The following is a 24,376-nucleotide window of genomic DNA, read 5'->3' as shown; positions in this document are numbered from 1 at the left end:
ACGAACCCCCCGTGCGGCGGCTATCCACTTGGCACACTGTCGGCCTGATGGACGACGATAGGGGTACACACACAGACACCGCGGGTGAGAGGAGGCGTCAATGGGATCGGTGCGCAAGGCGAGCGCCTGGCTTGGCCTCGTCGACGACAGTGATGACGAGCGCTACTACGACGACGACTACGCCGAGGGACCCGATGCCGGCGACTCGGGCAACAGCCCCTGGGTCACCGACCCCCGGGTCCGGGTGGCCGACGAGGCCGCCCAGGACCAGGGCACCCGCATCGCCACGGTCACCCCGGAGAGCTTCCGGGACGCCCGCGGCATCGGCGAACTCTTCCGGGACGGCGTCCCGGTGATCGTCAACCTGACGGCCATGGAGCCCTCCGACGCCAAGCGGGTGGTGGACTTCGCGGCCGGCCTGACGTTCGGTCTGCGCGGTTCGATCGAGCGGGTCGCCACCCGGGTGTTCCTGCTGACCCCCGCCGACTACCAGGTCGTCAGCGGCGAGGCCCGCGCCCACCGCAACGGCGGCTTCTTCAACCAGAGTTGAGCGCGACCCGCGTGTTTCCGGCCGGGGGTCCGGGGGCTCGCGGCGGCAGCCGCCGTTGTGCGGGCCCCCGGATCACGCAGCGACCGGCGTCAACGGGCGAGGCCGCTCACCGGAAGGCGTCCAGACCGGTGAGCGCCTTGCCGAGCACCAGCTGGTGCATCTCGACGGTGCCCTCGTAGGTGAGCACCGATTCCAGGTTGGTCGCATGCCGCATGACGGGGTACTCCAGCGAGATCCCGTTGGCACCGAGGATCGTCCGGGCCGTACGGCAGATCTCGATCGCCTCCCGTACGTTGTTCAGCTTCCCGAAGCTGATCTGCTCGGGGCGCAGCCGCCCCGCATCCATCCGCCGCCCCAGATGATGGGCCAGCAGGATCCCCTTGTGCAGTTCGACGGCCATGTCGGCGAGCTTGGCCTGGGTGAGCTGGAAGCCGCCGATGGGCTTGCCGAACTGCTCCCGCGTCTTCGCGTAGTCCAGCGCCGCCTCGAAGCTGGTGCGGGCGGCCCCCATGGAGCCCCAGATGATGCCGTAGCGGGCATGGCTGAGACAGCCGAGCGGACCGCGCAGCCCGGTGGCGCCGGGGAGCACCGCACCGGCCGGCAGCCGTACGTCGTCCATGACGAGTTCGCTGGTCACCGAGGCCCGCAGGGACCACTTGTGCTTGATCTCGGGGGCCGAGAACCCCGGGGTGTCCGTGGGGACCAGGAAGCCGCGGATGCCGTCGTCGGTACGGGCCCAGACCACCGCGACGCCGGCCACCGAGCCATTGGTGATCCACATCTTGCGCCCGTTGAGCACCCAGTCTCCGCCGCTCCCGCCCTCGCGCTTGGCGTGCGTCCGCATCGCGGCGGGGTCGGAGCCGATGTCCGGCTCGGTCAGCCCGAAGCAGCCGATGATCTCGCCGGCCGCCATCGGGGGCAGCCACTGCTGCTTCTGCTCCTCGGAGCCGAAACGCCGGATCGCGTACATGGCGAGCGAGCCCTGGACGGAGACCAGGGAGCGGATACCGGAGTCGGCGGCCTCCAGCTCCAGGCAGGTCAGGCCGTATTGGACGGCGGAGGCGCCCGCACAGCCGTAGCCGGTCAGGGACATCCCGAGGGCGCCGAGGGAGCCGAGCTCGCGGGCGAGTTCACGGATGCCGGGCAGTTCGCCGCGCTCGTACCAGTCGGCGATCTGCGGCAGGACGCGGTCGGCGGCCCATCCCCGGACGGTGTCCCGGACGGCACGGTCCTCGTCGGTCAGCAGATCGTCGAGGCCCAGCGGGTCGCCGGGGTCGAACGGTGGAGCCGCCGAGGACACTGCGGACTCTGCAGACTCTGCGGGCGGCTTTGCGGGCATGGCGGGGCCTCCGACGGGTTCGGCGCGCGAAAAACTAGCAGCGGTAGTTATTCGCTTCCGACGGTACGGCCCGCGGTGCCGCGCGGCAAGGGTCCCCGCCGCGCGGCGGGGCGGGTGACCCACACGACGGGGCAGGGACCCACAGGCACGGGGCAGGGCCCCGCAGGAAGAGAGGGGCGCCGGTCAGCGGCCGGAACTCGCCGGGGCGGGCTCGCCACTGCCGCGGCCGGCACCGGCCGTGCCGTCGCCGGGAGCAGGCTCCCCGTCCGCTTCCGCCCGCTCCGTGGAGTCCGCCGCCCGGCGCGGCAGCCGCAGCGCGATCCCCGCACCGACCAGCAGCAGCACGGCGCTGGCGACGAGGGTGACGTGCAGCCCGCGGACGAAGGACTCCCGGGCCGCCTCACGCAGCGCCGCCTTGGCGCCCTCGCCCAGACCGGCGGCCACCTTGTAGGCCTCGCCGAGGGAGTGCGCGGCCGAGGCGGAGGCCCGGCCGGGAACGCCCTCCACATGCGACAGGCCGGGGGCGTAGGCAGCGTTCATGACGCTGCCGAGCAGGGCGACACCGATACCCGCGCCGAGTTGGTAGGAGGTCTCCCCGATCGCGGCGGCCCCGCCCGACTGTTCGGCGGGCGCCTCGCTGAGCATCGACTCGTACGCCCCGAACAGCGTGGACTGGAAGCCGAAGCCGAGCAGGACGAAGCCGGTGGACAGCAGCCAGGGGCGGTCCTGACTGCTCATCGCGGTCAGACAGAGCACCGCGACGGCGGTCAGCACGAAGCCGAGGGACACCATCGCGCGCGGGCCGAGGGCCTGCAGCATCTTCGACCCGGTCAGGCCGGCGGCCATCGCGGCGAAGACCAGCGGCAGCATCCGCAGACCGGTCTGCAGCGGGCTCAGTCCGAGGACGAGCTGGAGGTACTGGACGGCGATCAACTGCAGGCCCACCAGGGCCAGCATGGCCAGCACGATGCAGCAGACGGAGGTGCCGAAAGCGGGCCTGGCGAACAGCCGCATATCGATCAGCGGGTGCTTCCGCCGGCGCTGGCGGCGTACGAACAGCACCAGCAGCAGCACGCCGAGGACGATGGGCAGGAGCGTGGTCAGCCCCACCACGGCCTCGCCGCTGCCGATCCGCTTGACGCCGAGGACGATGCCCAGCACACCGAGCGCCGCGACGATCGCGCCGATCACATCCCAGGGGCCGTTGCGCTCCCCGCGCGACTCCGGCAGCAGCCACCGGCCTATCAGCAGCATCGCGGCCATCATCGGGATGTTGATGAGGAAGACCGAGCCCCACCAGAAGTTCTCGACGAGGAAGCCGCCGAGGACCGGACCGACCGCGGCGCCGACCGCGGCCACCGCGCTCCACACGCCGATGGCCACCGCGCGCTCGCGCCGGTCGGGGAAGACCTGCCGCAGGATCGACAGCGTGGCCGGCATGATCATGGCGCCGCCGATACCGAGCAGGGCGCGGGCCACCATCAGGATCTGCGGGTTGGGCGCGAGCGCGGCGGCGGCCGAGGCCAGGCCGAAGAGGCCGTAGCCGAGAAGGAGGATGCGGCGGCGGCCGACACGGTCGCCGAGGGTGCCGAAGAGGATCAGCAGCGAGGCCGCCATCAGCGGGTAGACGTCGACGATCCAGAGGAGTTCCACCGGGCCCGGTCGCAGGTCCTCGGTGACGGAGGGCACGGCGACGTACAGGATCGTGGTGTCCAGTGCGACGAAGAGCAAACTGACGCAGAGCACGATCAGCACGGTCCAGCGGTTCGCGCCGCCGCCTGTGAGCCGGGGAACACCAGCCGTCCGTCCACTGCCGGACGCGGTCGTCCCGGACATGCAGCACCTCCAGTCATGCTCTCGCGGCCATGGATCAGGGCGCGAAAACGCCCCGGTGGAACCGGCGGCACAAGCGAGTAGAGACGTCAGACTACGCGAGTCCCGGTGGGTGCCGCGTGGCTCACCTCACGATGAGACGCTCATCGCAGCGCCGTGCGTTCCCCACCCCGCCGTCGGCAATCGTTCTTCGGCCACCTGGATAATCTTCCGGATGAACGATCTTGCCTCCGCGGCCGTTCCCGGCCGGCCTCTGTGCGACGTGCCCGCCGCACGGGCCGCGCTGCGCCGGGCCGCGCCCGCGCTGGCGGCCTTCGCAGCGATCCGGCTGCTGGGTCTCGTCGTCCTCGGGGTCTGGTCCACGGCCAACGGCAAGGACTGGCACACGCTGCTGACCGCCCGCTGGGATGCGCTCTGGTACACCCGGGTCGCCGAGCAGGGCTATGGCTACACCGTGCAGCTGCCGCACGGCGCTGTGCACTCCGACCTGGCGTTCTTCCCGCTGCTGCCGTGTCTGGAGCGGGGGCTGTCGGCCCTTGCCCCGCTGTCGCCCGCCGACGCGGGACTTGCGGTGTCCTGGCTGGCTTCGATGGCCGCCGCCTGGGCGCTGTACGCGACCGGCGAGCGGCTGCACGGGCAACGGGCCGGGGTCGCCCTGGCGGCGCTGTGGGCCGCGCTGCCGGTCGGGATCGTGCAGTCGATGGCGTACTCGGAGTCGCTGTTCACCGCGCTCGCGGCCTGGGCCCTGTATGCCGTGCTGACCGGGCGCTGGGTCTGGGCGGGGGTGCTGGCCTCGCTGGCCGGGCTGACCCGGCCGGTGGGTGCGGCGGTGGTCGCGGCGGTGTGGGTCACCGCGGCGGTGACGCTGTGGCGGCAGCGGGCCGGCGGCATACGGGGGCGCGCGGCGCTGCGGGCGCAGCCGGGCCTGCTGCCCGGTGTGCTGCTCGCCCCGCTCGGCTGGTGCGGCTACTTCCTGTGGGTGGCGGGGCGCCAGGGCTCGTTCACCGGTTATCTGGACGTCCAGGAGGGCTGGGGCAACGGCTTCGACGGGGGCATCGCCTTCGGCGCCTTCATCGGGGACCGGTTGTCGGGGCCCTCGTTCGCGGCCGGAATCGGGCTGCTCCTCGGGGTCGGGCTGGTGATCTGGCTGTATCTGTGCGGTGTACGGCAGGGCCAGCCGCTGCCCCTGGCGGTCTACGGCGGAGCGGTGCTGCTGCTCGCGCTGACCGCCAAGGGCTACTTCGGGTCCAAGCCGCGGCTGATGCTGCCGGCCTACCCGCTGCTGCTGCCGCTGGCGGCCGGGCTCGCGCACCGGCACCCGGTCCGGTCCTGGCTGGTCGTCGGCCTGGTGGCGGCCGGCTCCGCGGCATACGGGGCGTGCTGGCTGAACGGTTCGGGCCCGCCGTGAGCCCCGGAGACTCCCCGCGATCGAACGAACACCTTCCGTGACCCCTCTTCCGGGGGAACTTCGCGCGCCCCGGGCGACGGGCGGATAAACTCTGCCGGGAAAAGCAGATAAGGCGCTCATGGTGACGACACGCGGGCCCCGGGATGCGATTGAGAATCGCCGGGAATTCCCCGCCAAATCCCAGCTCCGAAGCCTCGATTGAGACACATTCCACATCACATCGTCATTACAAAGCGCACAGTTTGACCAAGCACCTACATCACACGCGGTAACGTCGATTGAGTGCGTACCGATGACAAGCTCGACCAGATGGAGGAGCAGCGCCCGACCGATCGCGTCCGACCGCCCCGCATGACCCGGACCCGCCTGTGGCTGTTCTGGGGAACGCTGGCGGTGTACCTCGCGATCGTGGCCGGGGTGCTGGCCACTTCATGGCTGGTCACGTTCGACTGGCAAGTCATGTTCTTCAGGCCCTACAAGCAGTGGCCTGAGATCCATGCCTTCCTCGACTACTTCGTTGTACTGGGGCAGCGCGGACCGACCGCGGTGGCGGTGGCGGCGTGGCTGGGCTGGCGCTGCTGGCGCCAGCGCAACCTCCACCCGCTGCTGGTGCTCGGCGCCTCGCTGCTGCTGCTGAACATCACCGTGGGCGCCGCCAAGCTCGGCATGGGGCGGCTCGGCCCGCACTACGCGACCGTGGTCGGCGCCAACGAGATGGGACTCGGGGGCGACATATTCCCCTCGGGTCACACCGCGAACGCCGTGGTCACCTGGGGTGTGCTGGCCTACCTGGCGACCACCTCGCTGCGCCGCCGCTCGCTGTCGGTGATCGCCGCGCTGGGCGCGCTGGGTGTCGGCATGACCACCGTCTACCTCGGCACCCACTGGGTCAGCGATGTGCTGCTCGGCTGGGCCGCGGGGCTGCTGGTACTGCTGGCGATGCCCTGGCTGGAGCCCGGGATCACCTGGTTCGAGGACCGCCTCATGGGCATCCTGCTGCGGCTGTGGCTGCGGCTGCGCCCCGATTCGCTGCGCGGCCCGCTGCCGGTCGGCTCGCTGGCTCCCGGGGTGTCCCGGCAACGCATCGCCCCCGATGGCGAGGTGCTCGTCCGCGAGACGATCTCCGCCGGTACGGGCGGCCGGTCCGCCGCCCACAACCCGGACGGCTGGCCGCACCACCCGTCGCGCCCGTACACCATCCGTTCGGAGCGCGCCCCGGTCACCCCGGCGGGCAGCCGGCGACCCCCGCACGCGGACCGTTCGCGCACCACGCCGCTCAGCCCGATCTCCGGGCGCGGCCGCAACGCGAACGGCTGAGCCCGGCGCAGGCAGCGGGGCCGGTACGCACACCCCCACCCCGCAGTGAAGGCCCCGGCCGCTCCCCACGGAGCGGCCGGGGCCTTCGTCGCAGGTGCGGCGCTCAGCCCTGCCAGGTGCGGTGCACCGTGCCGTCCTTGACCTCGAAATTGAGCCGGCCGGCCAGGTACTCCATGGTGATGATCGCGCCCGGGGGCAGTGCCCGGACTGTCGTCCAGCCGCGCTCTCCGGCCTGCTCTTCGGCGTCCTGCCGGGCAAGGCCGACATACGCCTCGATGTCGTCCTGAGGGTTGTCCGGAAGATTCGGTACGTCAGCCATGACAGCCACCGTAGGCGTCCGGGGCGGCCCGCGGAAGGCCCGGCCGTCGCACACCTCGGTGACCTCCCGGTCCGGCATTGGTCACACTTGTGTCACAGCGAACACTGGTGCGTTTGCCAGGACTTCCGTCACCCGTACGCGCCGCGCGATGGTGCAATCGGGTGGAAAATTAAGCAGCCGGAATTCCGCCTTGATCAAACGCGAAACGGGATTGCTCACTCGGCGCATCGCGGCAAGCCGTCCGAAAATAATCCCCGCAAGTTTCCGATTCCCGGTATCCGACGCCCTTTATCGGCCGCCGGGAAATTGTCCAACGAGACACACTCCGCACACATTTCCCGCACATCGCCCCGCTTGCCGCCCCCGCGCCCTCCCCGGCCCCGTCCGCCGGCCCGACCACCGGCCCACCTGATGCCACCGGAACGGACCGGAGCGCCACCTCGCTCTGCGTCCCGCGCGCGAGCATCATGTGCCGGGCCCAGTACACCTTCGACGAACGAGGTGCAGCGGATGGTTACGGACACCGGCCAGGCGGATCTCCGGCCCCCCAGGGCGCGGCGCCGCGGGTCGGTGCTGGTCGACTGGCTGACGACCACCGACCACAAGAAGATCGGGCACCTCTATCTGATCACCGCGTTCGGATTCTTCCTGGTGGGCGGTCTGCTGGCGCTGGTGATGCGCGCCGAACTGGCCCGTCCGGGGCTGCAGATCATCGACGCGGAGCAGTTCAACCAGGCGGTGACCATGCACGGCACGATCATGCTGCTGCTGTTCGCCACCCCCGCATTCGCCGGCTTCGCCAACGAGATCATGCCGTTGCAGATCGGTTCGCCCGATGTGGCCTTCCCGCGGCTGAACATGTTCTCGTACTGGCTCTTCCTCTTCGGTGGCCTGATCGTGCTGGGCAGCTTCCTCACGCCGTTCGGCGGCCCGGCCTTCGGGTGGACGGCCTACGCCCCGCTGAACTCGATGGTCCGCTCCCCCGGCGTCGGCGCCGATATGTGGATCATGGGGCTGGCGCTGGCCGGCTTCGGCACCATCCTCGGTGCCGTCAACTTCATCACCACGATCATCGCGCTGCGGGCGCCCGGGATGACGATGTTCCGGATGCCGGTGTTCACCTGGAACATCCTCTTCACCTCGATCCTGGTGCTGATGGCGTTCCCCGTCCTGGCGGCGGCGCTGCTGGTGCTGGAGGCGGACCGGCAGTTCGGGTCGGTGGTGTTCGAGGCGCAGTGGGGCGGTGCGCTGCTGTGGCAGCACCTGTTCTGGTTCTTCGGCCATCCCGAGGTCTACATCATCGCGCTGCCGTTCTTCGGCATCATCACGGAGATCATCCCGGTCTTCTCCCGCAAGCCGATCTTCGGCTACGTCATGCTGGTCGGCGCGACGATGGCCATCACGGCCCTGTCGGTGATGGTCTGGGCGCACCATATGTTCGTGACGGGGGCGGTGCTGCTGCCGTTCTTCTCGCTCATGTCGTTCCTGATCGCGGCGCCGACCGGGGTGAAGTTCTTCAACTGGATCGGCACCATGTGGCGCGGCTCGGTGTCCTTCGAGACGCCGATGCTGTGGTCGATCGGGTTCCTGGTGAGCTTTCTGTTCGGCGGGCTGACCGGCGTCATCCTCGCCTCCCCGCCGATGGACTTCCATGTCACCGACTCCTACTTCGTCGTCGGCCACTTCCACTACGTCGTCTTCGGGACGGTCGTCTTCGCCACGTATGCGGGCTTCTACTTCTGGTGGCCGAAATTCACCGGCAAGATGCTCGACGAGCGGCTGGGAAAGATCCACTTCTGGACATTGTTCATCGGCTTCCACACCACCTTTCTCGTCCAGCACTGGCTGGGTGTGGAAGGCATGCCGCGGCGCTACGCCGACTATCTGGCCGCCGACGGCTTCACGGCCCTGAACACCCTCTCCACCATCGGCTCCTTCCTGCTCGGCCTGTCCACGCTGCCGTTCCTCTACAACGTCTGGAAGACCACCCGCCACGGCTCCCGGATCACCACGGACGACCCCTGGGGCTTCGGCCGCTCCCTGGAGTGGGCGACCTCCTCGCCGCCGCCGCGGCACAACTTCACGACGCTTCCGAAGATCCGTTCCGAGTCCCCCGCCTTCGATCTGCACCATCCGGAGGTGGGGAAGCAGCCGGTGGCGGCGCCGCCGCCAGTGCCCGGGAGAGCCGGTCCCTGATCTCCCGGATGCGGCTCTGCAGCTCCGGCGGCTCGCGGACCTCGAAGTCGAAACCCGTCAGCACGATGTGGAGCACCATCAACTCCAGGCTGTGCGCCCCCGTACGCAGCAGACAGGACTGCTCGTCGACGGCTTCGAGCGTCCCGGCGGCCGGGCCGATGCGCTCCGCGGCCCGCTCCAGCGGGGCGTGCAGCAGCACGGTGGCCTGACGTGCGTAGACCCCGGTGGAGATGCCCCGGGAGACGTACGCGGCGAGGTCCCGGGCCGGCGGTGGGCGGGGCGTGAAGCGCGGCCCGTGCGGCGGGGTGGGGGTGAGGCGGTCGACCCGGTAGGTGCGCCAGTCCGCGCGGTCCACGTCCCAGGCGACCAGATACCAGTGACGCCGGGCGCAGACGAGACGGTGCGGCTCCACGAGGCGGCGGGAGGGAGTGCCGTCGTGGGTGGTGTAGTCGAAGCGGAACCGCCGGCAGTCCCGGCAGGCGTGCGCGAGCTCGGTGAGGAGGGTCGGGTCCACCCGGGGGCCGCCGCCGCCGGACAGCGGGACCGTGAAGGCATTCAGCGCGCCGACCTGGCGCTGCAGCCGGTGCGGCAGCACCTGCTCCAGCTTGGCCAGCGCGCGCACGGAGGACTCCTCGATGCCCTCGACACCGCCCACCGCGGCGGTACGCAGCCCGACCGCGACCGCCACCGCCTCCTCGTCGTCCAGCAGCAGCGGCGGGAGTTCGGCACCGGCGCCGAGCCGGTAGCCGCCGGCCGTCCCCGGCGCGGAGTGGACGGGGTAGCCCAGCTCGCGCAGCCGGTCGATGTCCCGGCGCACCGTGCGCGGGGTGACGTCGAGCCGGTCGGCGAGCTCCGCGCCGGACCACTCCCGGTGCGCCTGCAGCAGCGAGAGCAGGCGGAGCAGACGTGCCGAGGTCTCCAACATGGCCCGAGTCTTGCAGCCTTTGCGGACAGCCGCGGTCCTCGATGCGTCACCGGGACCGCAGCCGCCGCTCCCTCAGTTCTCGGCAGGTCCCGCGACCCGGACGGCCAGGTCGTTGTCGAGCGTGTAATACGGGCCGATCCGCAACGGTTCCGCCGCGGTCGGCACCGGCAGCGCGGGGTAGCTGAAGACCTGCTTCTTGTCGGCGACATCGTCCAGGAGACGGGCGATGCGCACCGGCCGGGCGCCCTCGGCGGGGCACAGCCACAGATCCCAGGGCTCGCTGCCCTGCTGCCACCGGCCGACCAGTTCCTCGTAGGGCAGCGTGAAGGTGAACTCGGGGCCCTCCACGGTCAGCGGGACGGTGACCGTGGCCGGTGCGGCGTCCGGGGAGACCGGGGCGCGGCGCGACCGTGCCTCGGCACGGGCACCGGAGCCCGGCAAGGTGCCGTAGAGCCGGCCGGAGACCGTCATGCCGTCGGGCGTGACAAGGATGTCACCGGCTTCGGCGTGCGGTCCGCGCAGCCAGCTGCGCAGCGCGAGGTTGCCGAACTTGGTCGCGTACGGGATGCGCACACCGAGCCGGCCGATGCCCGCCAGCGGCCTGCGGTCGACCAGTGACCGCAGGTCGTTGAGGCCCGGCAGCAGGCGTCGCGGGTCCCGGCCGTCGCCGAGGTCGGCGTAGGCGTTCCAGCGGCCCTCGGCGAGGGGGACGGTGCTGGGCAGCACGGCGCGCAGGCACCCGGCGCCGTTCGGGCCGAGCGGCAGCCGAACCTCGTCGTCCGCACCGTCGCCGCCGCGCAGCCGCAGCACCAGCGCCGCACTCCAAGCGGTGGGGGTGTCCTGGGGGACGTTCAGGTCGAAGGTGAGGCCGCCCGCGGAGTCCGCGATGCAGTCGGCACGCAGTTCCACCGGCTCCGCCTCCGTCTCCCGCTCCCCCGTCCGTTCGGGGCCGTGGGTTCCCGCGCTCGCCGGAACCATGGGTTCCTGGTCGATGGCAGAGGACTCCTTCATCTCATCTCCGGTCACGGTCAGTTGGCTCGACGCCGTCATACCGTCCGCACCCCTCTCATCGCGGCGCGGGCCGCATCCTTGGTGGCGTATGCGCCGCCGAGCAGGGCTCCCCGGGCGCGATGCAGGCTGCCGTGCAGCCGGTGGCCCCGCCTGCGGGCGAGCAGCTCGCCGAAGAGCTCCTCATAGCGTCCGGCGACCGTGGCGGGGTCGAAGCGGGCCGACGAGGCCAGCGCGGCCCCGCCCATCCGCCTGCGGGTGGCGTCGTCGTTGATCAGCGTGAGCAGCGAGCCGGCCAGCGCCTCCGGATTGCCGACCGGGACCAGCTTGCCGTCCACCCCGTCGTCGATGATCTCGCCGGGGCCGTGCGGGCAGTTGGTGGCGACGACCGGCAGACCGCAGCGCATGGCCTCGACGATGGTCATCCCGAAGGACTCCAGACTGGAGGAGACCGCCGCGATCGAGCCCTTGGCCCACTCGGGCTCCAGGGGGTTGGCCGGGCCCATCAGGAAGACGTGGTTGTACAGGCCGAGTTCGTCGATCAGGGCGCGCAGCGCGGCCTTCTCGGCACCGCCGCCGTATATCCGCAGGCGCCAGTCGGGGCGCTGGGCGGCGACGTGGGCGAAGGCGCGGATGAGGACGTCATAGCGCTTGACGCGGGCGAGCCGGCCGGCCGCGACGACCCACTTGCCGCTGCCGTCGGCGGGCGCAAGAGCGGGCGCCGGCACGCTGTTGGGCACCGCCTCGACCCGCACCCCGGGCAGCCGCAGCGTCCCGCGGTAGGCACGGGCATCGGCCTCGGTGACGGTGGTGACCGCGTCGAGGCGCGGATAGGCGCTGCGCAGCGCGAGTTTGAGCGCCCGGCTGTGGGTGTCCAGGGTGAGGTGCTCCTGGCCTATCCGGACCGGGCCGCGGCGTGCCTGCTTGGCGATGTGCACATTGAGTCCGGGCCGGGTGCCGACCACCACGTCCGTCTCCATCCGGCGCAGATGCTGGGCTATCCGGTCGTCGGTGAGCTCGCTGTACTGGCCGAACCGGTTCTCGGCGGCGGGAAATATCCTGGCGGGACGGGCGTGTGCGGGGTCCGCGCCCTCGTAGGCGGGGCTGTTCTCCCTGAGGTCCACGAGATGCCGCAACGCGACCCGCCGGCCGAGGTCGAAGACCGGGTCGTCGCGGTGGCGCAGTACGGACACGATCTCGACGTCGTGCTGCTCGGCGAGCGTACGCGCAAGGTTGAACGTCGTCCGGATCGTCCCCCCGATGCCGTAAGCATTGTGAATCAGGAATGAGATGTGCATCCGTCCCCGTGTCCCCTGGTCTTTCGTTCCGGTCTCCCCGTGGGATGCGTCGCGCCCCCCTCCCGACGGCGCGACGCATCCCCCTGCTGAACCGTAGGACCGCGAAAACGGGTTCCTGGTTGACCCTTTCGCCAAGTTGTTCCGCAAAAGTTAGGTCATCGGTAGCCAGGGCATGGAACCTCCCGACCCCGGATCCCCTCCGCCTCCGCCGGATCGCCGGGACTTCCGGTGGATCGGGCCCGGGCACCCGGCGGAGGCGGAGGCGGAGGCGGAGGCGGAGGGGATCCCGTCGCACTCCCGGGCCGCCGGACTCCCGCCGCCGGACTCCCGCCACCGGACTCCCGCCGTCCGCCCGTCAGTCGTCGCGAGCCGGGCGGGAGTGCTTCTTCGGCCCCTCGGGGAGCCGCAGCTCGGTGCCGGCCAACAGCCTGCCGGGGTCCGGTCCGATGGTCGAGCGGTTGGCGCTGTACAGCGCCCGCCAGCCGCCCTTCACCCGGTACTTCTCGGCGATCTCGCCGAGCGTCTCCCCGCTCCGTACGACATGGGTCCGCGCGGGGGCGAGCAGCCCGTAACGCCGGGCGCACACGGGCCAGGCGCCCCACCCCTGGGCGGCCTGCACCCGCTTCGCGATCTTGATCTGCTCCTTGCGGGTGGCGAGGTCGGCCCGCTCCGCGAAGTCGAGGCCGCCGAAGGCCTCCCAGGTGGGCTGCCAGAACTGCAGCCCGCCGTAGAAGGTGTTGCCGGTGTTGACGTGCCAGTCCCCGCTGCTCTCGCACTCCGCGAGGCAGCCCCATGGCCACTGGTCGGCGGCGCAGGCATGCGTGTCCTTGCCGCCGGGGCCGCCGCCGGTCCCGTCGGCGGCGGCGGCGCCGGGCAGGCACAGCACCAGGGCGGCGGCCGCCGCGGTGAGCAGCCCGACGGATCCCACGAAGCGCCGAGGCGCCGAAGAGTTGTCCGACATAGCCGGTGACGGTAAGCAGCCGTCGGCCGCTGACCAGCGCGCCACGCCCTCAGGCCCCCGCCCGCACCCGGTCCGGTGTACGGAACACCGCCGACTGCACCAGGTTCTGCGCAAGAGTTGGCGTTATGTGACCACTTCTGGGGCGGCTTTCCACGGTTTTCCGCTGTGCGGGGATTGGTTCGATTCCGTTCCCGCCCTCGCGTGACTCCTGCCGCAGGTCACCCGTTGTCCTTGTACGAGCCGGGAGACCACCCGGCAGACGCACAGAGATCGAGGAGCCACCCGTGCCGCGCATGCTCGACGTCAGCGACGACGTTCGCGCCGAGATCGGCGACGAAGAAGCCGACCGCCTGCTGGCCGGTGGCGACGCCCCCGGCAACTACGACTGCACCTCCTGCCGGACCCCCGGAGACAGCGAGCAGGAGCGCACCAGCACCGTCCTGTTCGTGGGCGAGGAGACCGCGGTGCTCGCGTTCGCCCATGCCACCTGCATTCCCTCGCAGGTCGTCCCGGTGTCGGAGGAGCAGCTCCAGGGAGCCGTGCGCTCCATCACCGGCGAGGACGCCGCCCCCGAGACTCCCGCACCGGCCGTCCCGCTCCCCACCACCCCGCGCCAGGCGACCCTCGGGATCACCTGTGGTCTGGTGCTGGTCGAGGGCGACCTGCGCCCGGCCCTGGTGGTCGAGCCGGACGGCCCGATCGCCCGCCCCGGCTCGGCCGGCCCGGACGACGCCTTCCTTCCGCTGCTCCTGGAGCAGGGCTTCCACCCGGTGGCGGACATGAACCAGCTCCCCGGCCCGAACCCGGGCTGGTCCGCGCTGCTGGCCGTGGGCAAACTGCACGCCGTCCTGCAGCCGGGCAGCGCCGGCCGGCAGGCCGCCTGGTGGCAGGCCCACCAGCCGCTGGCCGTCTCCGACGGCTGGCGCGCCGCGGCCAACAAGGCGCAGTCGGTGCTGATGTACGCGGCGCCCGCGGGCTCCATCGGCCACCAGCCCCGCGAGGACCTGTTGCGCGAGGCACTGGAGAACGCCGCGGCCAAGGGCGCCCTGGTCGCCGCGGAGATGCCGCTGGCCGGCACCTGACAGCCCCCGACCCGATCGCGGGGGCGGGACCGCCATTCCGGACGGTCACGCCCTCGCGATCGGCCATTTCCGCATGAAAGCCGCATCCCACGGCCGTCGAGGTCGTTGGCACAGACGTGCACGCATACGACCCCTCCTCCCGCGCCCCGTACGCCCACCCGATCCCCGGCATGCGCCCGTCCCACGAACACCGGACGACGCACCCCACGGACCACGGTTCGGCCACGCCGATCTATGACGCGCTGTACGCCGAGTACCGCCGCGCCTTCCGGGCCCTGCCCGGGGACCGTACGGACGAGCCGGAGCTTCCGGAGTCGCTGCGCGGTGCCGTGGACTGGAACCGTACTGCGGCGTCCGCGGGCCACTGGGAGGTCGTGAGCCGGCAGCCGTACCACCCGCGGGGCCATGTCCCGGCGGCGCTGCCACCGGCGCAGCGGGACGCCAGGCCGCACGGACACTGAGCGGTCCGCGCGGCCCGAGCCGCCGCTACTTCTTCCTGCTGCGCTTCTCGCGCACCCGCACGGAGATGTGGATCGGCGTGCCGTCGAAGCCGAACTCCTCGCGCAGCCGCCGCTCGACGAAGCGGCGGTAGCCGGCCTCCAGGAAGCCGGAGGCGAACAGGACGAAGCGCGGCGGCTTGGTGCCCGCCTGGGTGCCGAAGAGGATGCGGGGCTGCTTGCCGCCGCGGATCGGGTGCGGGTGGGAGGCGACGATCTCACCGAGGAAGGAGTTCAGCCGCCCGGTGGGGACACGGGTCTCCCAGCCGGCCAGCGCGGTCTCGATCGCCGGGACCAGCTTCTCCATGTGGCGGCCGGTGCGCGCGGAGACGTTCACCCGCATCGCCCAGGGGATCTGCACGAGGTCCCGCTCGATCTCCCGCTCCAGGTAGAAGCGCCGCTCCTCGTCGAGGGTGTCCCACTTGTTGTAGGCGATGACCAGGGCGCGTCCGGCCTCCACGGCCATCGTGATGATGCGCTGGTCCTGGACGCTGATGGATTCGGACGCGTCGATCAGGACGACCGCGACCTCGGCCTTCTCGACGGCCGCCGCGGTGCGCAGCGAGGCGTAGTAGTCGGCGCCTTCCTGGAGGTGCACCCGGCGGCGGATACCCGCGGTGTCCACGAACTTCCAGGTCTTGCCGCCCAGTTCGATCATCTCGTCGACCGGGTCGCGGGTGGTGCCGGCGGTCTCGTTGACGACCACCCGCTCCTCGCCGGCGACCTTGTTCAGCAGCGACGACTTGCCGACGTTCGGCCGGCCGATCAGCGCGATCCGGCGGGGGCCGCCGAGGGCGGTGCCGAAGGTCTGCGCGGGTGCCTCGGGCAGCGCGTCCAGCGCGGCGTCGAGCATGTCGCCGGTGCCGCGGCCGTGCAGCGCGGAGATCGGGTGGGGCTCGCCCAGGCCCAGCGACCACAGCATGGCGGCGTCGGCCTCGCCCGACGGGCCGTCGACCTTGTTGGCGACCAGGACCACGGGCTTGCCGGCCCGGCGCAGCAGCTTGACGACGGCCTCGTCGGTGTCGGTCGCGCCGACCTTCGCGTCGACGACGAAGACGACCGCGTCGGCGGCCTCGATGGCGAACTCGGCCTGCAGCGCCACGGAGGCGTCGATGCCGAGGACGTCCTGCTCCCAGCCGCCGGTGTCGACGACCTTGAAACGGCGGCCGTTCCAGTCGGCCTCGTAGGTGACGCGGTCGCGGGTGACGCCCGGCTTGTCCTCGACGACCGCTTCCCGGCGGCCGATGATGCGGTTCACCAGGGTCGACTTGCCGACATTGGGGCGGCCGATGACGGCGAGGACGGGCAGCGGGCCGTGGCCGGCCGCGGCGATGTCGCCCTCGACCGCCTCGAGGTCGAAGCCCTCCTCCGCGGCGAGCTCCATGAACTCCGCGTACTCGGCGTCGCCAAGCGCACCGTGCTCGTCGCCGGTAGGGATCTGGTCGTTCATGAAGTCCGTTCCTCGTTCATCATCGTGATCGGTGGGCCACTCGTCCGCGGCCCACTACTCAAGTCTGTTCAGCGCCCGGTCAGGCGCCTGGCCCCGGCCAGGTGGGCGGCCAGCCGCTCCTGGATCCGTACGGTCGCCTCGTCGAGCGCCTTACGGGTACGCCGGCCACTGTTGCCCGCCCGTCGCCCACCACCGCCCTCGGCCGTGCTTCGCGCCCCTTCCTGGGCCTCGAAGGCATCACCGAAGACGACATCGACGCGGGAGCGCAGCGGCGGCACGGCCGACGTCAGCCGGCTGTGCCGCTCCGCGCTGCCGAGCACCGCCACCGGCACCACCGGGGCGCCGGAGCGCACCGCGAAGTACGCCAGGCCCGCCCGCAGGGAGGCGAAGTCGCCCTCGCCGCGGGTGCCTTCCGGGAAGATCCCCAGCGCTCCGCCCTGCGTCAGTACCCCGAGGGCGTCGGTGATCGCCTTGCGGTCGGCGGTGTCGCGGTCCACCTTCAGCTGCCCGATGCCCCGCAGGAACGGGTCCAGCGGGCCGACGAAGGCTTCCTTCTTGATCAGAAAGTGCACCGGCCGCGGCGCGGTGCCCATCACCATCGGGCCGTCGATGCCGTGCGAGTGGTTGACGGCAAAGATCACCGGGCCGGCCGACGGCACCCGCCACGCGCCCAGCACCCGCGGCCGCCACAGCCCGTACATCAGGCCGATGCCGATCCGCCGCCCGACCGCGGCGCCCGCCTCGCTCGGGGCCCCGCCGCTGTCGGTCACCGGGCGACCCGCCCTGCCTTTTCGGCGCCGGCGCCCTCGATGAGGGTGACCACGCACTCGATGACCTGCTCCAGCGTCAGCTCGGTGGTGTCGACCTCGACGGCGTCGTCCGCCTTGGCCAGCGGGGAGGTCTTCCGGCCGGAGTCGGCGGCGTCCCGCTTGATCAGCGCCTCGCGGGTGGCGGCCAGGTCTCCGGCCTCCTTGCCCTTGAGCTCGCCGCTGCGGCGGGCCGCCCGCGCCTCGGGGGAGGCGGTGAGGAAGACCTTGAGGTCGGCGTCGGGCAGGACGGTGATGCCGATGTCCCGGCCCTCGACGACGATGCCGTTCGGCGCCTCGGCGGCGATGCTGCGCTGCAGATCGGTGATCAGGGTCCGCACCTCGGCGACGGCGCTGACCGCGCTGACCGCGGCGGTGACCTCCTGGGTGCGGATCGGGCCCGCGGCGTCCAGGCCGTCGACCGTGATGGTCGGGGCGGCCGGGTCGGTGCCGGAGACGATCACAGGCTTGGCGGAGGCGTCGGCCACCGCGATCGCGTCGTTGACGTCGATGCCGTTGGTCAGCATCCACCAGGTGATCGCGCGGTACTGGGCGCCGGTGTCGAGGTAGCCGAGGCCCAGCTTGGCGGCGACGGCCTTGGACGTGCTGGACTTGCCCGTGCCTGCGGGGCCGTCGATGGCGACAATCACTGCTGCCGGGGCGGTCCGAGCGGCGGTTTCCACGGTGACGAACACCTTTCTTGTACACGGGGCGGGGGTCCAAGGGCCATAAGGGCCTCGGACAAGGTTACTGGCTCACCCGCACGGTGCCGTCCACGGTGTCATTGCCGGATGGACCAGCCCCGCTCCCGCAGCTCCGCGGTCAGCCCCGGAACGGCCTGCGGTTCGACCATGAGCTGGATGAAGCCGGCCTGCTGGCCGGTGGCGTGCTCGATGCGGACGTCCTCGATATTGACCCCGGCCCGGCCGGCGTCGGCGAAGATCCGGGCCAGCTCGCCGGGCTGGTCGCCGATGTGCACGGCGACGATCTCGTAGACGGCCGGGGCGGCGCCGTGCTTGCCGGGCACCCGCTCCCGCCCGGCGTTGCCGCGGCGGAGCACGTCCTCGATGCCACCGGCGCCACCGCCGCGCTTCGCGTCGTCGGCGGACTCCAGGGCGCGCAGGGAGCGCACGGTCTCGTCCAGGTCGGCGGCGATCTCACCCAGCACATCGGCGACCGGGCCCGGATTGGCGGAGAGGATGTCGATCCACATCCCCGGATCGGAGGCCGCGATCCGCGTCACATCGCGGATGCCCTGGCCGCAGAGCCGTACGGCGGTCTCGTCGGCACCCTTGAGCCGGGCGGCCACGAGGCTGGAGACCAGTTGCGGGGTGTGCGAGACCAGGGCGACGGCGCGGTCGTGCGCATCCGCGTCCATCACCACCGGGACGGCCCGGCACAGGGCGACCAGCTCCAGTGCGAGATTGAGCACCTCGATGTCGCCGTCGCGGGTCGGGGTGAGCACCCAGGGCCGGCCCTCGAAGAGGTCGGCGGTGGCGGCCAGCGGGCCGGAGCGCTCCTTGCCGGCCATCGGATGGGTGCCGAGGTAGCCGGACAGCTCGCAGCCCATCGCCTCCAGCTCGCGGCGCGGGCCGCCCTTGACGCTGGCGACGTCGAGGTAGGCGCGGGCCACCCCGCGCCGGATGGCATCGGCCAGCGACGCCGCGACATGGGCCGGTGGCACGGCCACGATGGCCAGATCGACCGGGCCCGGGGGCGCCTCGGCGGTGCCCGCGCCGAGCGCGGCGGCCGTCAGTGCCTGGGCCTGGTCGTGGTCCTCCAGGAAGACCTGGACGCCGCGCGCGCTCAGCGCCAGCGCGGCGGAGGTGCCGATCAGGCCCGTTCCGATGACGAGTGCGCTCCTCACTGCGCGATGTCCTTTCGCAGTGCCCCGGCCGCGCCGAGGTAGACATGGGCGATCCCGGCCTTGGACAGACCGGTCTCGACGTGGGCGAGCACCCGCACCACGCGCTCCATGGCGCCGGTGACATCCAGCTCCTGGGCGCAGATCAGCGGGACGTCCGTGATGCCCAGGGCGCGCGCGGCGGCGGCCGGGAAGTCGCTGTGCAGATCGGGGGTGGCGGTGAACCACACGCTGATCAGGTCGTCCGCGCGCAGGTCGTTGCGTTCGAGAAGGGCGGTGAGCAGCTCGCCGACCTGCTGCTGCATATGCTCCGCGTCGTCCCGCTCCAGCTGGACGGCCCCGCGGACCGCTCGTACCGCCACGTCACTGCTCCCCTTGCGTTCTGTGCCGCGTCACGCACCTGTGCGCGCACTGATCAGCGTAACCAGCCGCACCGACAATCCGTACGCGGCGGCCGGCCGGCGGGACGGCCGACGGCGCACGGGCGGTGGTCCCTGCGCGTCGCGACCGGCCGCCCACCGACGGTGAGCAAGCTGCCGGAGTTCGACATTCCGCTTCCAAAACCTGGTGACATTCACCATCCCACCAGCGACAATCGCCGCCATGTCCGAAGCCGCCGAAGGTCACACCCTGGTCGCCGAGCACACCGTCTACGCATGTGTGATGGGCTCGCGCGCCTTCGGTCTGGCCACGGAGACCAGTGACACCGACCGGCGCGGGGTGTATCTCGCACCCACCCCGCTCTTCTGGGGCTTCGAGAAGCCGCCGACCCATGTGGAGGGGCCGCGCGAGGAGGAATTCTCCTGGGAGCTGGAGCGGTTCTGCCATCTGGCCCTGCGTGCCAACCCCACCATCCTGGAGTGCCTGCACTCCCCGTTGGTCGAGCGGGTCGACGCCACCGGCCGGGAGCTGCTCGCGCTGCGCGACGCCTTCCTGTCCCGGCAGGCCCACCGCACCTTCACGGGCTACGCCGGCGGTCAGCTCAAGCAACTGCGGGCCGACGTACGGCAGCACGGCGCGCCCCGCTGGAAGCACGCCATGCATCTGCTGCGGCTGCTGGCCTCCTCCCGCGATCTGCTCCGTACCGGCAGGCTCACGCTGGACGTCGGCCGGGACCGGGAGGAGCTGCTGGCGGTCCGGCGCGGTGAGGTGGCCTGGGACACGGTGGAGCGCCGGATGGCGAGGCTGGCCGAGGAGGCCGAGGCCGCCGTGTCCGGCTCGCCGTTGCCGGCCGAGCCGGACCGGGGCCGGGTGGCCGACTTCCTGTTCCGGGCCCGGCGGGCGTCAGCGCTCGGCTGAGGCCCGGCGCCCGGGTCGACGGCGGGCAGCCCGGCCGCACGGACGACGGCCTCCCGTGCGGCCGACCGTTTCGCCGGTCGATTCGCCGGCCGTTTCGCCGGCTGCCGGGTTCTCAGGCATCCCAGGCCTCCCCCAGTGCCAGCAGTTCGTCGCGGTACTCGATACGGGAGGCCCACTCCTCGGGCCAGGCGCCGGCGCCCAGGTAGGCACCCGCGAAGGCGCCGGTGAGGCAGGCGATCGAGTCGGAGTCGCCGGAGGTGCAGGCGGCCCGGCGCAGCGCGGTGAGCGGCTCGTCGGGGAAGAGCAGGAAGCACAGCAGGCCGGTGGCCAGCGCCTGTTCGGCGATCCAGCCTGCGCCGGTGGCCAGGCAGGGGTCGGCCTCCGGGTCCGGGGCGCCGAGCGCCGCGTCCAGCCGGTCCAGGACACCGAGGCACTCGTCCCAGCCGCGGGCGGCGAAGGCCGTCGCGGAGGGGTCCTGGCTCCGCCGCCACAGGTCGCCGAGCCAGTCCTCCCGGTAGACGGTGCGGTGGTCCTCGGCGTACGCCCGCAGCCGGCCGGTCAGCTCGGCGGGCGGCGTGCCGTCGGCGAGGGCGCGTACGGCGTAGGCGGTCAGATCGCCGGCGGCCAGCGCGGTGGGGTGCCCATGGGTCAGCGCGGACTGCAGCTGCGCGGCGCCGGAGCGCTGGTGGGGGCTCAGCCCCGGTGCCAGCCCGATCGGCGCGACCCGCATATTGGCGCCGCAGCCCTTCGACCCCATCTGGGCGGCCCCGGCCCACGGCAGGTCCCCGTCGCTGAGCAGCTCACAGGCCCTCAGACACGTCCCGCCCGGTGCCCGGTTGTTGTCGGGCGAGCGCCACCAGGCGACGTACTCCTCACGCACGGGACCCAGGAGGCCGCCCGGGGTGAGGTCGCCGCGCCCCATGGCGGTGCGCAGCCCGCGGCCCAGCGCCAGCGTCATCTGGGTGTCGTCGGTGACGAAGGCGGGCTCGGGCAGCGCCATCTGCCGCCACGGGCCGCACTTGGCCAGGATCGACGGCACGTCGTTGAACTCGGTGGGAAAACCGAGCGCGTCACCGAGCGCGAGCCCGATCAGTGAGCCGGTAGCGGCGGACCCCGTGGACACCATCAAAAAAACCACCCCTTAATGTCACAGTGACACTAAGGGGTGGTGCGGCGCCGCCGCAAGGCATTTCCCTGCCGTACGGGTCCGCCGGGTCCGCCGGGTCCGCCGGAGGTCCCTGCGGGCCCGGTGCTGCGACTAGAGCTCGACCTCGCGCATCAGCATGCCGACCTCGGTGTTGGTCATCCGGCGCAGCCAGCCCGACTTCTGGTCGCCCAGGGCGATCGGGCCGAAGCTCGTGCGGACGAGCTTGTCGACCGGGAAGCCGGCCTCCGACAGCATGCGGCGCACGATGTGCTTACGGCCTTCGTGGAGCGTGACCTCGACGAGGTAGTTCTTGCCGGTGTTCTCCACGACCCGGAAGTGGTCGGCGCGGGCGTAGCCGTCCTCCAGCTGGATGCCGTCCTTGAGCTGCTTGCCCAGGTCGCGCGGGAGGGGGCCCTGGATCGCGGCCAGGTAGGTCTTCTTGACGCCGTAGCGCGGGTGCGTCAGACGGTGGGCCAGCTCGCCGTGGTTGGTGAGCAGGATGATGCCCTCCGTCTCGGTGTCCAGCCGGCCGACGTGGAACAGCCGCGTCTCACGGTTGGTGACGTAGTCGCCCAGGCACTGGCGGCCGTCCGGGTCCTCCATGGTGGAGACCACACCGGCCGGCTTGTTCAGCGCGAAGAAGAGGTACGACTGGGTGGCGACCGTCAGGCCGTCGACCTTGATCTCGTCCTTCTCCGGGTCGACCCGGACGCCCTGCTCCGTGACGATCTGGCCGTTGACCTCGACCCGCGCCTGGTCGATCAGTTCCTCGCAGGCCCGCCGCGAGCCCATACCGGCCCTGGCCAGCACCTTCTGCAGACGCTCGCCCTCCTGGTCGCCGAACGTCTTGGGCGTCTTGACCTGGGGCTTGTCGTGGCGGGCGCGGTTGCGCTCCTCCACCTGGGCGTCGTACTCACGGGGCCGTGCCGGCGCCTGGCCGCGGCCGCGCTGCGGGCCGCCCTTGGCACCGGGACGGGACCCCTTGGACGCAGCGCCGGTACGCGGGCCGCCCTTGGCGCCGCCACGGGCCGCCGCGCCGCGGCTGCCGCCGCTCTTCGCGCCACTGCTCTTGGCGCCACCGCTCTTCGCGCCGCCGCCGCGCTCGTCCTTGCGGTCCGAGGAGCCCCCGGGACCACCGGATCCGCCCACGTCGTAGCGGCGCTCCTCGGGACGGGGACGGCCCGAGCGCTGCTTGTCGTCCTTCTTCCCCCCGGCCTTCTGCCGCGGGGTGCCCCCACCGGCGCCGCGGTGGTCGCCCCGGCCGCTGTCCCTGTTGTTCCTGCCGCTGCTTCGCATCAATGATCCGTCTGAGAGTCGCCGCTGTCGTCTACGTCGAACGACGGGATACCTTCCGGGGAGTCGCCCTCCACCGCCTCCGCCTCCGGGAGGAACGGTGCGAGCTCAGGGAGCTCGTCCAGGCCGCGCAGGCCCATCCGCTCCAGAAAGTAATTCGTCGTCCTGTACAGGATCGCACCTGTTTCAGGTTCCGTCCCCGCCTCCTCCACCAGGCCGCGCTGGAGAAGCGTGCGCATCACACCGTCACAGTTCACGCCCCGTACGGCCGAGACCCGGGAACGGCTGACCGGCTGACGGTACGCGACCACGGCCAGAGTCTCCAATGCGGCCTGCGTGAGCCGGGCCTGCTGCCCGTCCAGGACGAAGCTCTCCACCGCGTCCGCGTACTCGGCACGGGAGTAGAACCGCCAGCCCCCGGCCACCAGGCGCAGGTCGAAACCGCGCCCCTGGCGGGCGTAGTCGTCGGACAGCTCGCGCAGCGCCAGCGCGACCGCCCGGCGGGGCCGCTGCAACACCCTGGCCAGGTGTTCCTCGGTCGCGGGCTCGTCGACGACCATGAGGACCGCCTCCAGTGCGGGCTTCAGCGCCAGCCCGTCGACGCCCAGCGCCCCGGCCGGTGCGTCGGGCCGCTCCCCCGCGCCCCCGCCCGGACCGGACGCCGCCTCCGTGATGTCGTACGCCCCGTTGCCGGCCACGCCGCTCATGCCCGCTCCTTCGCTGTGTGCTCTCCCTGCTCCGCCTCGGCGGCGCGCTCCCCCGGTTCCTGGTCGAACTCGTCCGTGACCACCGGCGCGGCCCCCTCCGCGCCCGTCCACCGGACCGTGAGCGCCCCCAGGGCCTCCTCCTGCTCCAGGGCCACCACCCGCTCCCGGTAGAGCTCCAGCAGGGCCAGGAAGCGCGCCACGACGGTGAGGGTGTCCGGTGCGTCCGCGCACAGCTCCTGGAAGCCGGCCTCGCCCGCCTCCCGCAGCCGCGCCATCACCACCTCGGCCTGCTCCCGCACGCTCACCAGCGGCGCATGGATGTGGTCGACATAGACCTGCGGCCGGGCCTTGGGCTGCATCGCCTTCACCGCGAGCTTGGCGAATCCCTCCGCTCCGGTGCTGATGACCACCTCGGGCAACAGCTCGGCGAGGTACGGCTCCAGCCCGACCGTACGGGGGTGGCGCCGGGCCTCGTCCGCCAGCCGGCCGCTGAAGATGTCCGCGATCCGCTTGTAGGCGCGGTACTGCAGCAGCCGGGCGAACAGCAGGTCGCGCGCCTCCAGGAGCGCGAGATCGGCCTCGTCCTCCACTTCGGCCACGGGCAGCAGCCGGGCCGCCTTCAGATCCAGCAGCGTCGCCGCGACGACCAGGAACTCCGTGGTCTGGTCCAGATCCCAGTCCGGCCCCATGGCCCGGATGTGCGCCATGAACTCGTCGGTCACCTTCGACAGCGCGACCTCGGTGACGTCCAGCTTGTGCTTGGAGATCAACTGCAGCAGGAGATCGAAGGGGCCCTCGAAGTTCGCCAGCCGGAGGGTGAACGTGCCGTCGCCGGCCCCGGGGGAAGTCCCGCCGGGAGAGACACCGGGGACGGCCGCGGGGGCATCTGCCGGTACCGCGGGCTCCTCCGGCGCCGCGGGCGCATCCGGTGCCACCGGCCCCGCAGCGGCCCCGCGCCCGAGAGGTCTACGGGCGCGGGGCGCGGGGGCGTCGTCGTTGGTCGTCGGCATCGCGGTCCATGGTGCTGTGGCCCCGTGCCGGGGGCGACGGGCTGGTCACGGGCGGGACAACCCGCCG

At 72.0% G+C, this 24,376-nt stretch carries 23 protein-coding genes; 7 read left to right on the top strand and 16 right to left on the bottom strand.

Annotation, left to right across the window (positions count from 1 at the left end; all coding sequences use genetic code 11):
* Positions 1-100: 100 nt before the first annotated feature.
* Positions 101-550, top strand: a complete 450-nt coding sequence (locus tag ACF088_RS35700; RefSeq protein ID WP_392380061.1) for a cell division protein SepF — start codon at positions 101-103, stop codon at positions 548-550.
* Between the two features lie 106 nt (positions 551-656).
* On the opposite strand, the gene ACF088_RS35695 is transcribed toward ACF088_RS35700, so the two are convergent.
* Positions 657-1,889, bottom strand: coding sequence for an acyl-CoA dehydrogenase family protein (locus tag ACF088_RS35695; protein ID WP_392380060.1), 1,233 nt, complete (start codon positions 1,887-1,889; stop codon positions 657-659).
* 183 nt (positions 1,890-2,072) lie between these two features.
* Positions 2,073-3,725, bottom strand: coding sequence for an MFS transporter (locus ACF088_RS35690; RefSeq protein ID WP_392380059.1), 1,653 nt, complete (start codon positions 3,723-3,725; stop codon positions 2,073-2,075).
* A 211-nt stretch (positions 3,726-3,936) separates the two neighbouring features.
* Between ACF088_RS35690 and ACF088_RS35685 the strand changes: the two genes are divergently transcribed.
* Positions 3,937-5,130 carry a hypothetical protein gene (locus ACF088_RS35685; RefSeq protein WP_392380058.1) on the top strand — a complete coding sequence of 398 codons (1,194 nt, stop codon included), beginning with the start codon at positions 3,937-3,939 and terminating at the stop codon, positions 5,128-5,130.
* A 282-nt stretch (positions 5,131-5,412) separates the two neighbouring features.
* On the top strand, positions 5,413-6,447 hold the full coding sequence (locus ACF088_RS35680; RefSeq protein WP_392380056.1) for a phosphatase PAP2 family protein: 1,035 nt from the start codon (positions 5,413-5,415) through the stop codon (positions 6,445-6,447).
* Between the two features lie 103 nt (positions 6,448-6,550).
* Here the strand turns inward: ACF088_RS35680 and ACF088_RS35675 are convergent, their stop codons facing one another.
* Positions 6,551-6,766: an I78 family peptidase inhibitor gene (locus ACF088_RS35675; RefSeq protein ID WP_392380055.1), complete on the bottom strand. Its 216-nt coding sequence runs from the start codon at positions 6,764-6,766 to the stop codon at positions 6,551-6,553.
* A 510-nt stretch (positions 6,767-7,276) separates the two neighbouring features.
* On the opposite strand from ACF088_RS35675, the gene ctaD reads away from it, so the two are divergent.
* Positions 7,277-8,962, top strand: coding sequence for a cytochrome c oxidase subunit I (gene ctaD / locus ACF088_RS35670; RefSeq protein WP_392380054.1), 1,686 nt, complete (start codon positions 7,277-7,279; stop codon positions 8,960-8,962).
* Here ctaD and ACF088_RS35665 read toward each other — a convergent pair.
* The 4 genes from ACF088_RS35665 to ACF088_RS35650 all read right to left on the bottom strand — a co-directional run bounded on the left by ACF088_RS35665 (position 8,847) and on the right by ACF088_RS35650 (position 13,154).
* On the bottom strand, positions 8,847-9,887 hold the full coding sequence (locus tag ACF088_RS35665) for a helix-turn-helix transcriptional regulator (protein ID WP_392380053.1): 1,041 nt from the start codon (positions 9,885-9,887) through the stop codon (positions 8,847-8,849). The two genes, ctaD and ACF088_RS35665, sit on opposite strands and share 116 nt — an antisense overlap.
* A gap of 72 nt (positions 9,888-9,959) precedes the next feature.
* Entirely contained in the window at positions 9,960-10,937 is a 978-nt protein-coding gene (locus tag ACF088_RS35660; protein WP_392380052.1) for a hypothetical protein, read from the bottom strand.
* Positions 10,934-12,193, bottom strand: coding sequence for a glycosyltransferase family 4 protein (locus tag ACF088_RS35655; protein WP_392380051.1), 1,260 nt, complete (start codon positions 12,191-12,193; stop codon positions 10,934-10,936). The genes ACF088_RS35660 and ACF088_RS35655 overlap by 4 nt, the downstream gene beginning before the upstream one ends.
* A gap of 355 nt (positions 12,194-12,548) precedes the next feature.
* Complete coding sequence (locus tag ACF088_RS35650; RefSeq protein WP_392380050.1) at positions 12,549-13,154, bottom strand: transglycosylase family protein; 606 nt, start codon at positions 13,152-13,154, stop codon at positions 12,549-12,551.
* A 284-nt stretch (positions 13,155-13,438) separates the two neighbouring features.
* Between ACF088_RS35650 and ACF088_RS35645 the strand changes: the two genes are divergently transcribed.
* Together ACF088_RS35645 and ACF088_RS35640 are read left to right on the top strand one after the other, a co-directional pair.
* Complete coding sequence (locus ACF088_RS35645) at positions 13,439-14,236, top strand: hypothetical protein (RefSeq protein WP_392380049.1); 798 nt, start codon at positions 13,439-13,441, stop codon at positions 14,234-14,236.
* Between the two features lie 116 nt (positions 14,237-14,352).
* A complete protein-coding gene (locus ACF088_RS35640) occupies positions 14,353-14,697 on the top strand; it encodes a hypothetical protein (RefSeq protein ID WP_392380048.1) in 345 nt (114 codons plus the stop codon).
* 25 nt (positions 14,698-14,722) lie between these two features.
* Here the strand turns inward: ACF088_RS35640 and der are convergent, their stop codons facing one another.
* The 5 genes from der to aroH all read right to left on the bottom strand — a co-directional run bounded on the left by der (position 14,723) and on the right by aroH (position 19,215).
* Complete coding sequence (gene der / locus ACF088_RS35635) at positions 14,723-16,183, bottom strand: ribosome biogenesis GTPase Der (protein WP_392380047.1); 1,461 nt, start codon at positions 16,181-16,183, stop codon at positions 14,723-14,725.
* Positions 16,184-16,251: 68 nt separating this feature from the next.
* Entirely contained in the window at positions 16,252-16,953 is a 702-nt protein-coding gene (locus ACF088_RS35630) for a lysophospholipid acyltransferase family protein (protein WP_392380046.1), read from the bottom strand.
* Positions 16,950-17,684 carry a (d)CMP kinase gene (gene cmk, locus ACF088_RS35625; protein ID WP_392380045.1) on the bottom strand — a complete coding sequence of 245 codons (735 nt, stop codon included), beginning with the start codon at positions 17,682-17,684 and terminating at the stop codon, positions 16,950-16,952. Before cmk ends, ACF088_RS35630 begins: the two co-directional genes overlap by 4 nt.
* An 86-nt stretch (positions 17,685-17,770) precedes the next feature.
* Positions 17,771-18,856 (bottom strand): prephenate dehydrogenase, encoded by a 1,086-nt coding sequence (locus ACF088_RS35620; RefSeq protein WP_392380044.1) that lies wholly within the window; start codon positions 18,854-18,856, stop codon positions 17,771-17,773.
* A complete protein-coding gene (aroH, locus tag ACF088_RS35615; protein ID WP_392380043.1) occupies positions 18,853-19,215 on the bottom strand; it encodes a chorismate mutase in 363 nt (120 codons plus the stop codon). Before aroH ends, ACF088_RS35620 begins: the two co-directional genes overlap by 4 nt.
* 241 nt (positions 19,216-19,456) lie before the next feature.
* Here aroH and ACF088_RS35610 point away from each other — a divergent pair, with 241 nt between their 5' ends.
* Positions 19,457-20,152: a DNA polymerase beta superfamily protein gene (locus ACF088_RS35610; RefSeq protein ID WP_392380042.1), complete on the top strand. Its 696-nt coding sequence runs from the start codon at positions 19,457-19,459 to the stop codon at positions 20,150-20,152.
* A gap of 112 nt (positions 20,153-20,264) precedes the next feature.
* Here ACF088_RS35610 and ACF088_RS35605 read toward each other — a convergent pair whose 3' ends face one another.
* The 4 genes from ACF088_RS35605 to ACF088_RS35590 all read right to left on the bottom strand — a co-directional run bounded on the left by ACF088_RS35605 (position 20,265) and on the right by ACF088_RS35590 (position 24,309).
* Positions 20,265-21,278, bottom strand: a complete 1,014-nt coding sequence (locus tag ACF088_RS35605; protein WP_392380041.1) for an ADP-ribosylglycohydrolase family protein — start codon at positions 21,276-21,278, stop codon at positions 20,265-20,267.
* Between the two features lie 132 nt (positions 21,279-21,410).
* Positions 21,411-22,595, bottom strand: coding sequence for a pseudouridine synthase (locus ACF088_RS35600; protein WP_392380040.1), 1,185 nt, complete (start codon positions 22,593-22,595; stop codon positions 21,411-21,413).
* Positions 22,595-23,299, bottom strand: coding sequence for an SMC-Scp complex subunit ScpB (gene scpB / locus ACF088_RS35595; RefSeq protein WP_392380039.1), 705 nt, complete (start codon positions 23,297-23,299; stop codon positions 22,595-22,597). The genes ACF088_RS35600 and scpB overlap by 1 nt, the downstream gene beginning before the upstream one ends.
* The gene (locus tag ACF088_RS35590; protein ID WP_392380038.1) at positions 23,296-24,309 is read right to left on the bottom strand and encodes a segregation and condensation protein A; all 1,014 of its coding nucleotides are present in this window, start codon (positions 24,307-24,309) and stop codon (positions 23,296-23,298) included. The genes scpB and ACF088_RS35590 overlap by 4 nt, the downstream gene beginning before the upstream one ends.
* Positions 24,310-24,376: the final 67 nt, after the last annotated feature.

The organism is Streptomyces sp. NPDC015125 (assembly GCF_043080045.1).
In the GTDB taxonomy this organism is placed as follows: Bacteria; Actinomycetota; Actinomycetes; order Streptomycetales; family Streptomycetaceae; genus Streptomyces.
This window is presented reverse-complemented; position numbering and strand designations above follow the sequence as displayed.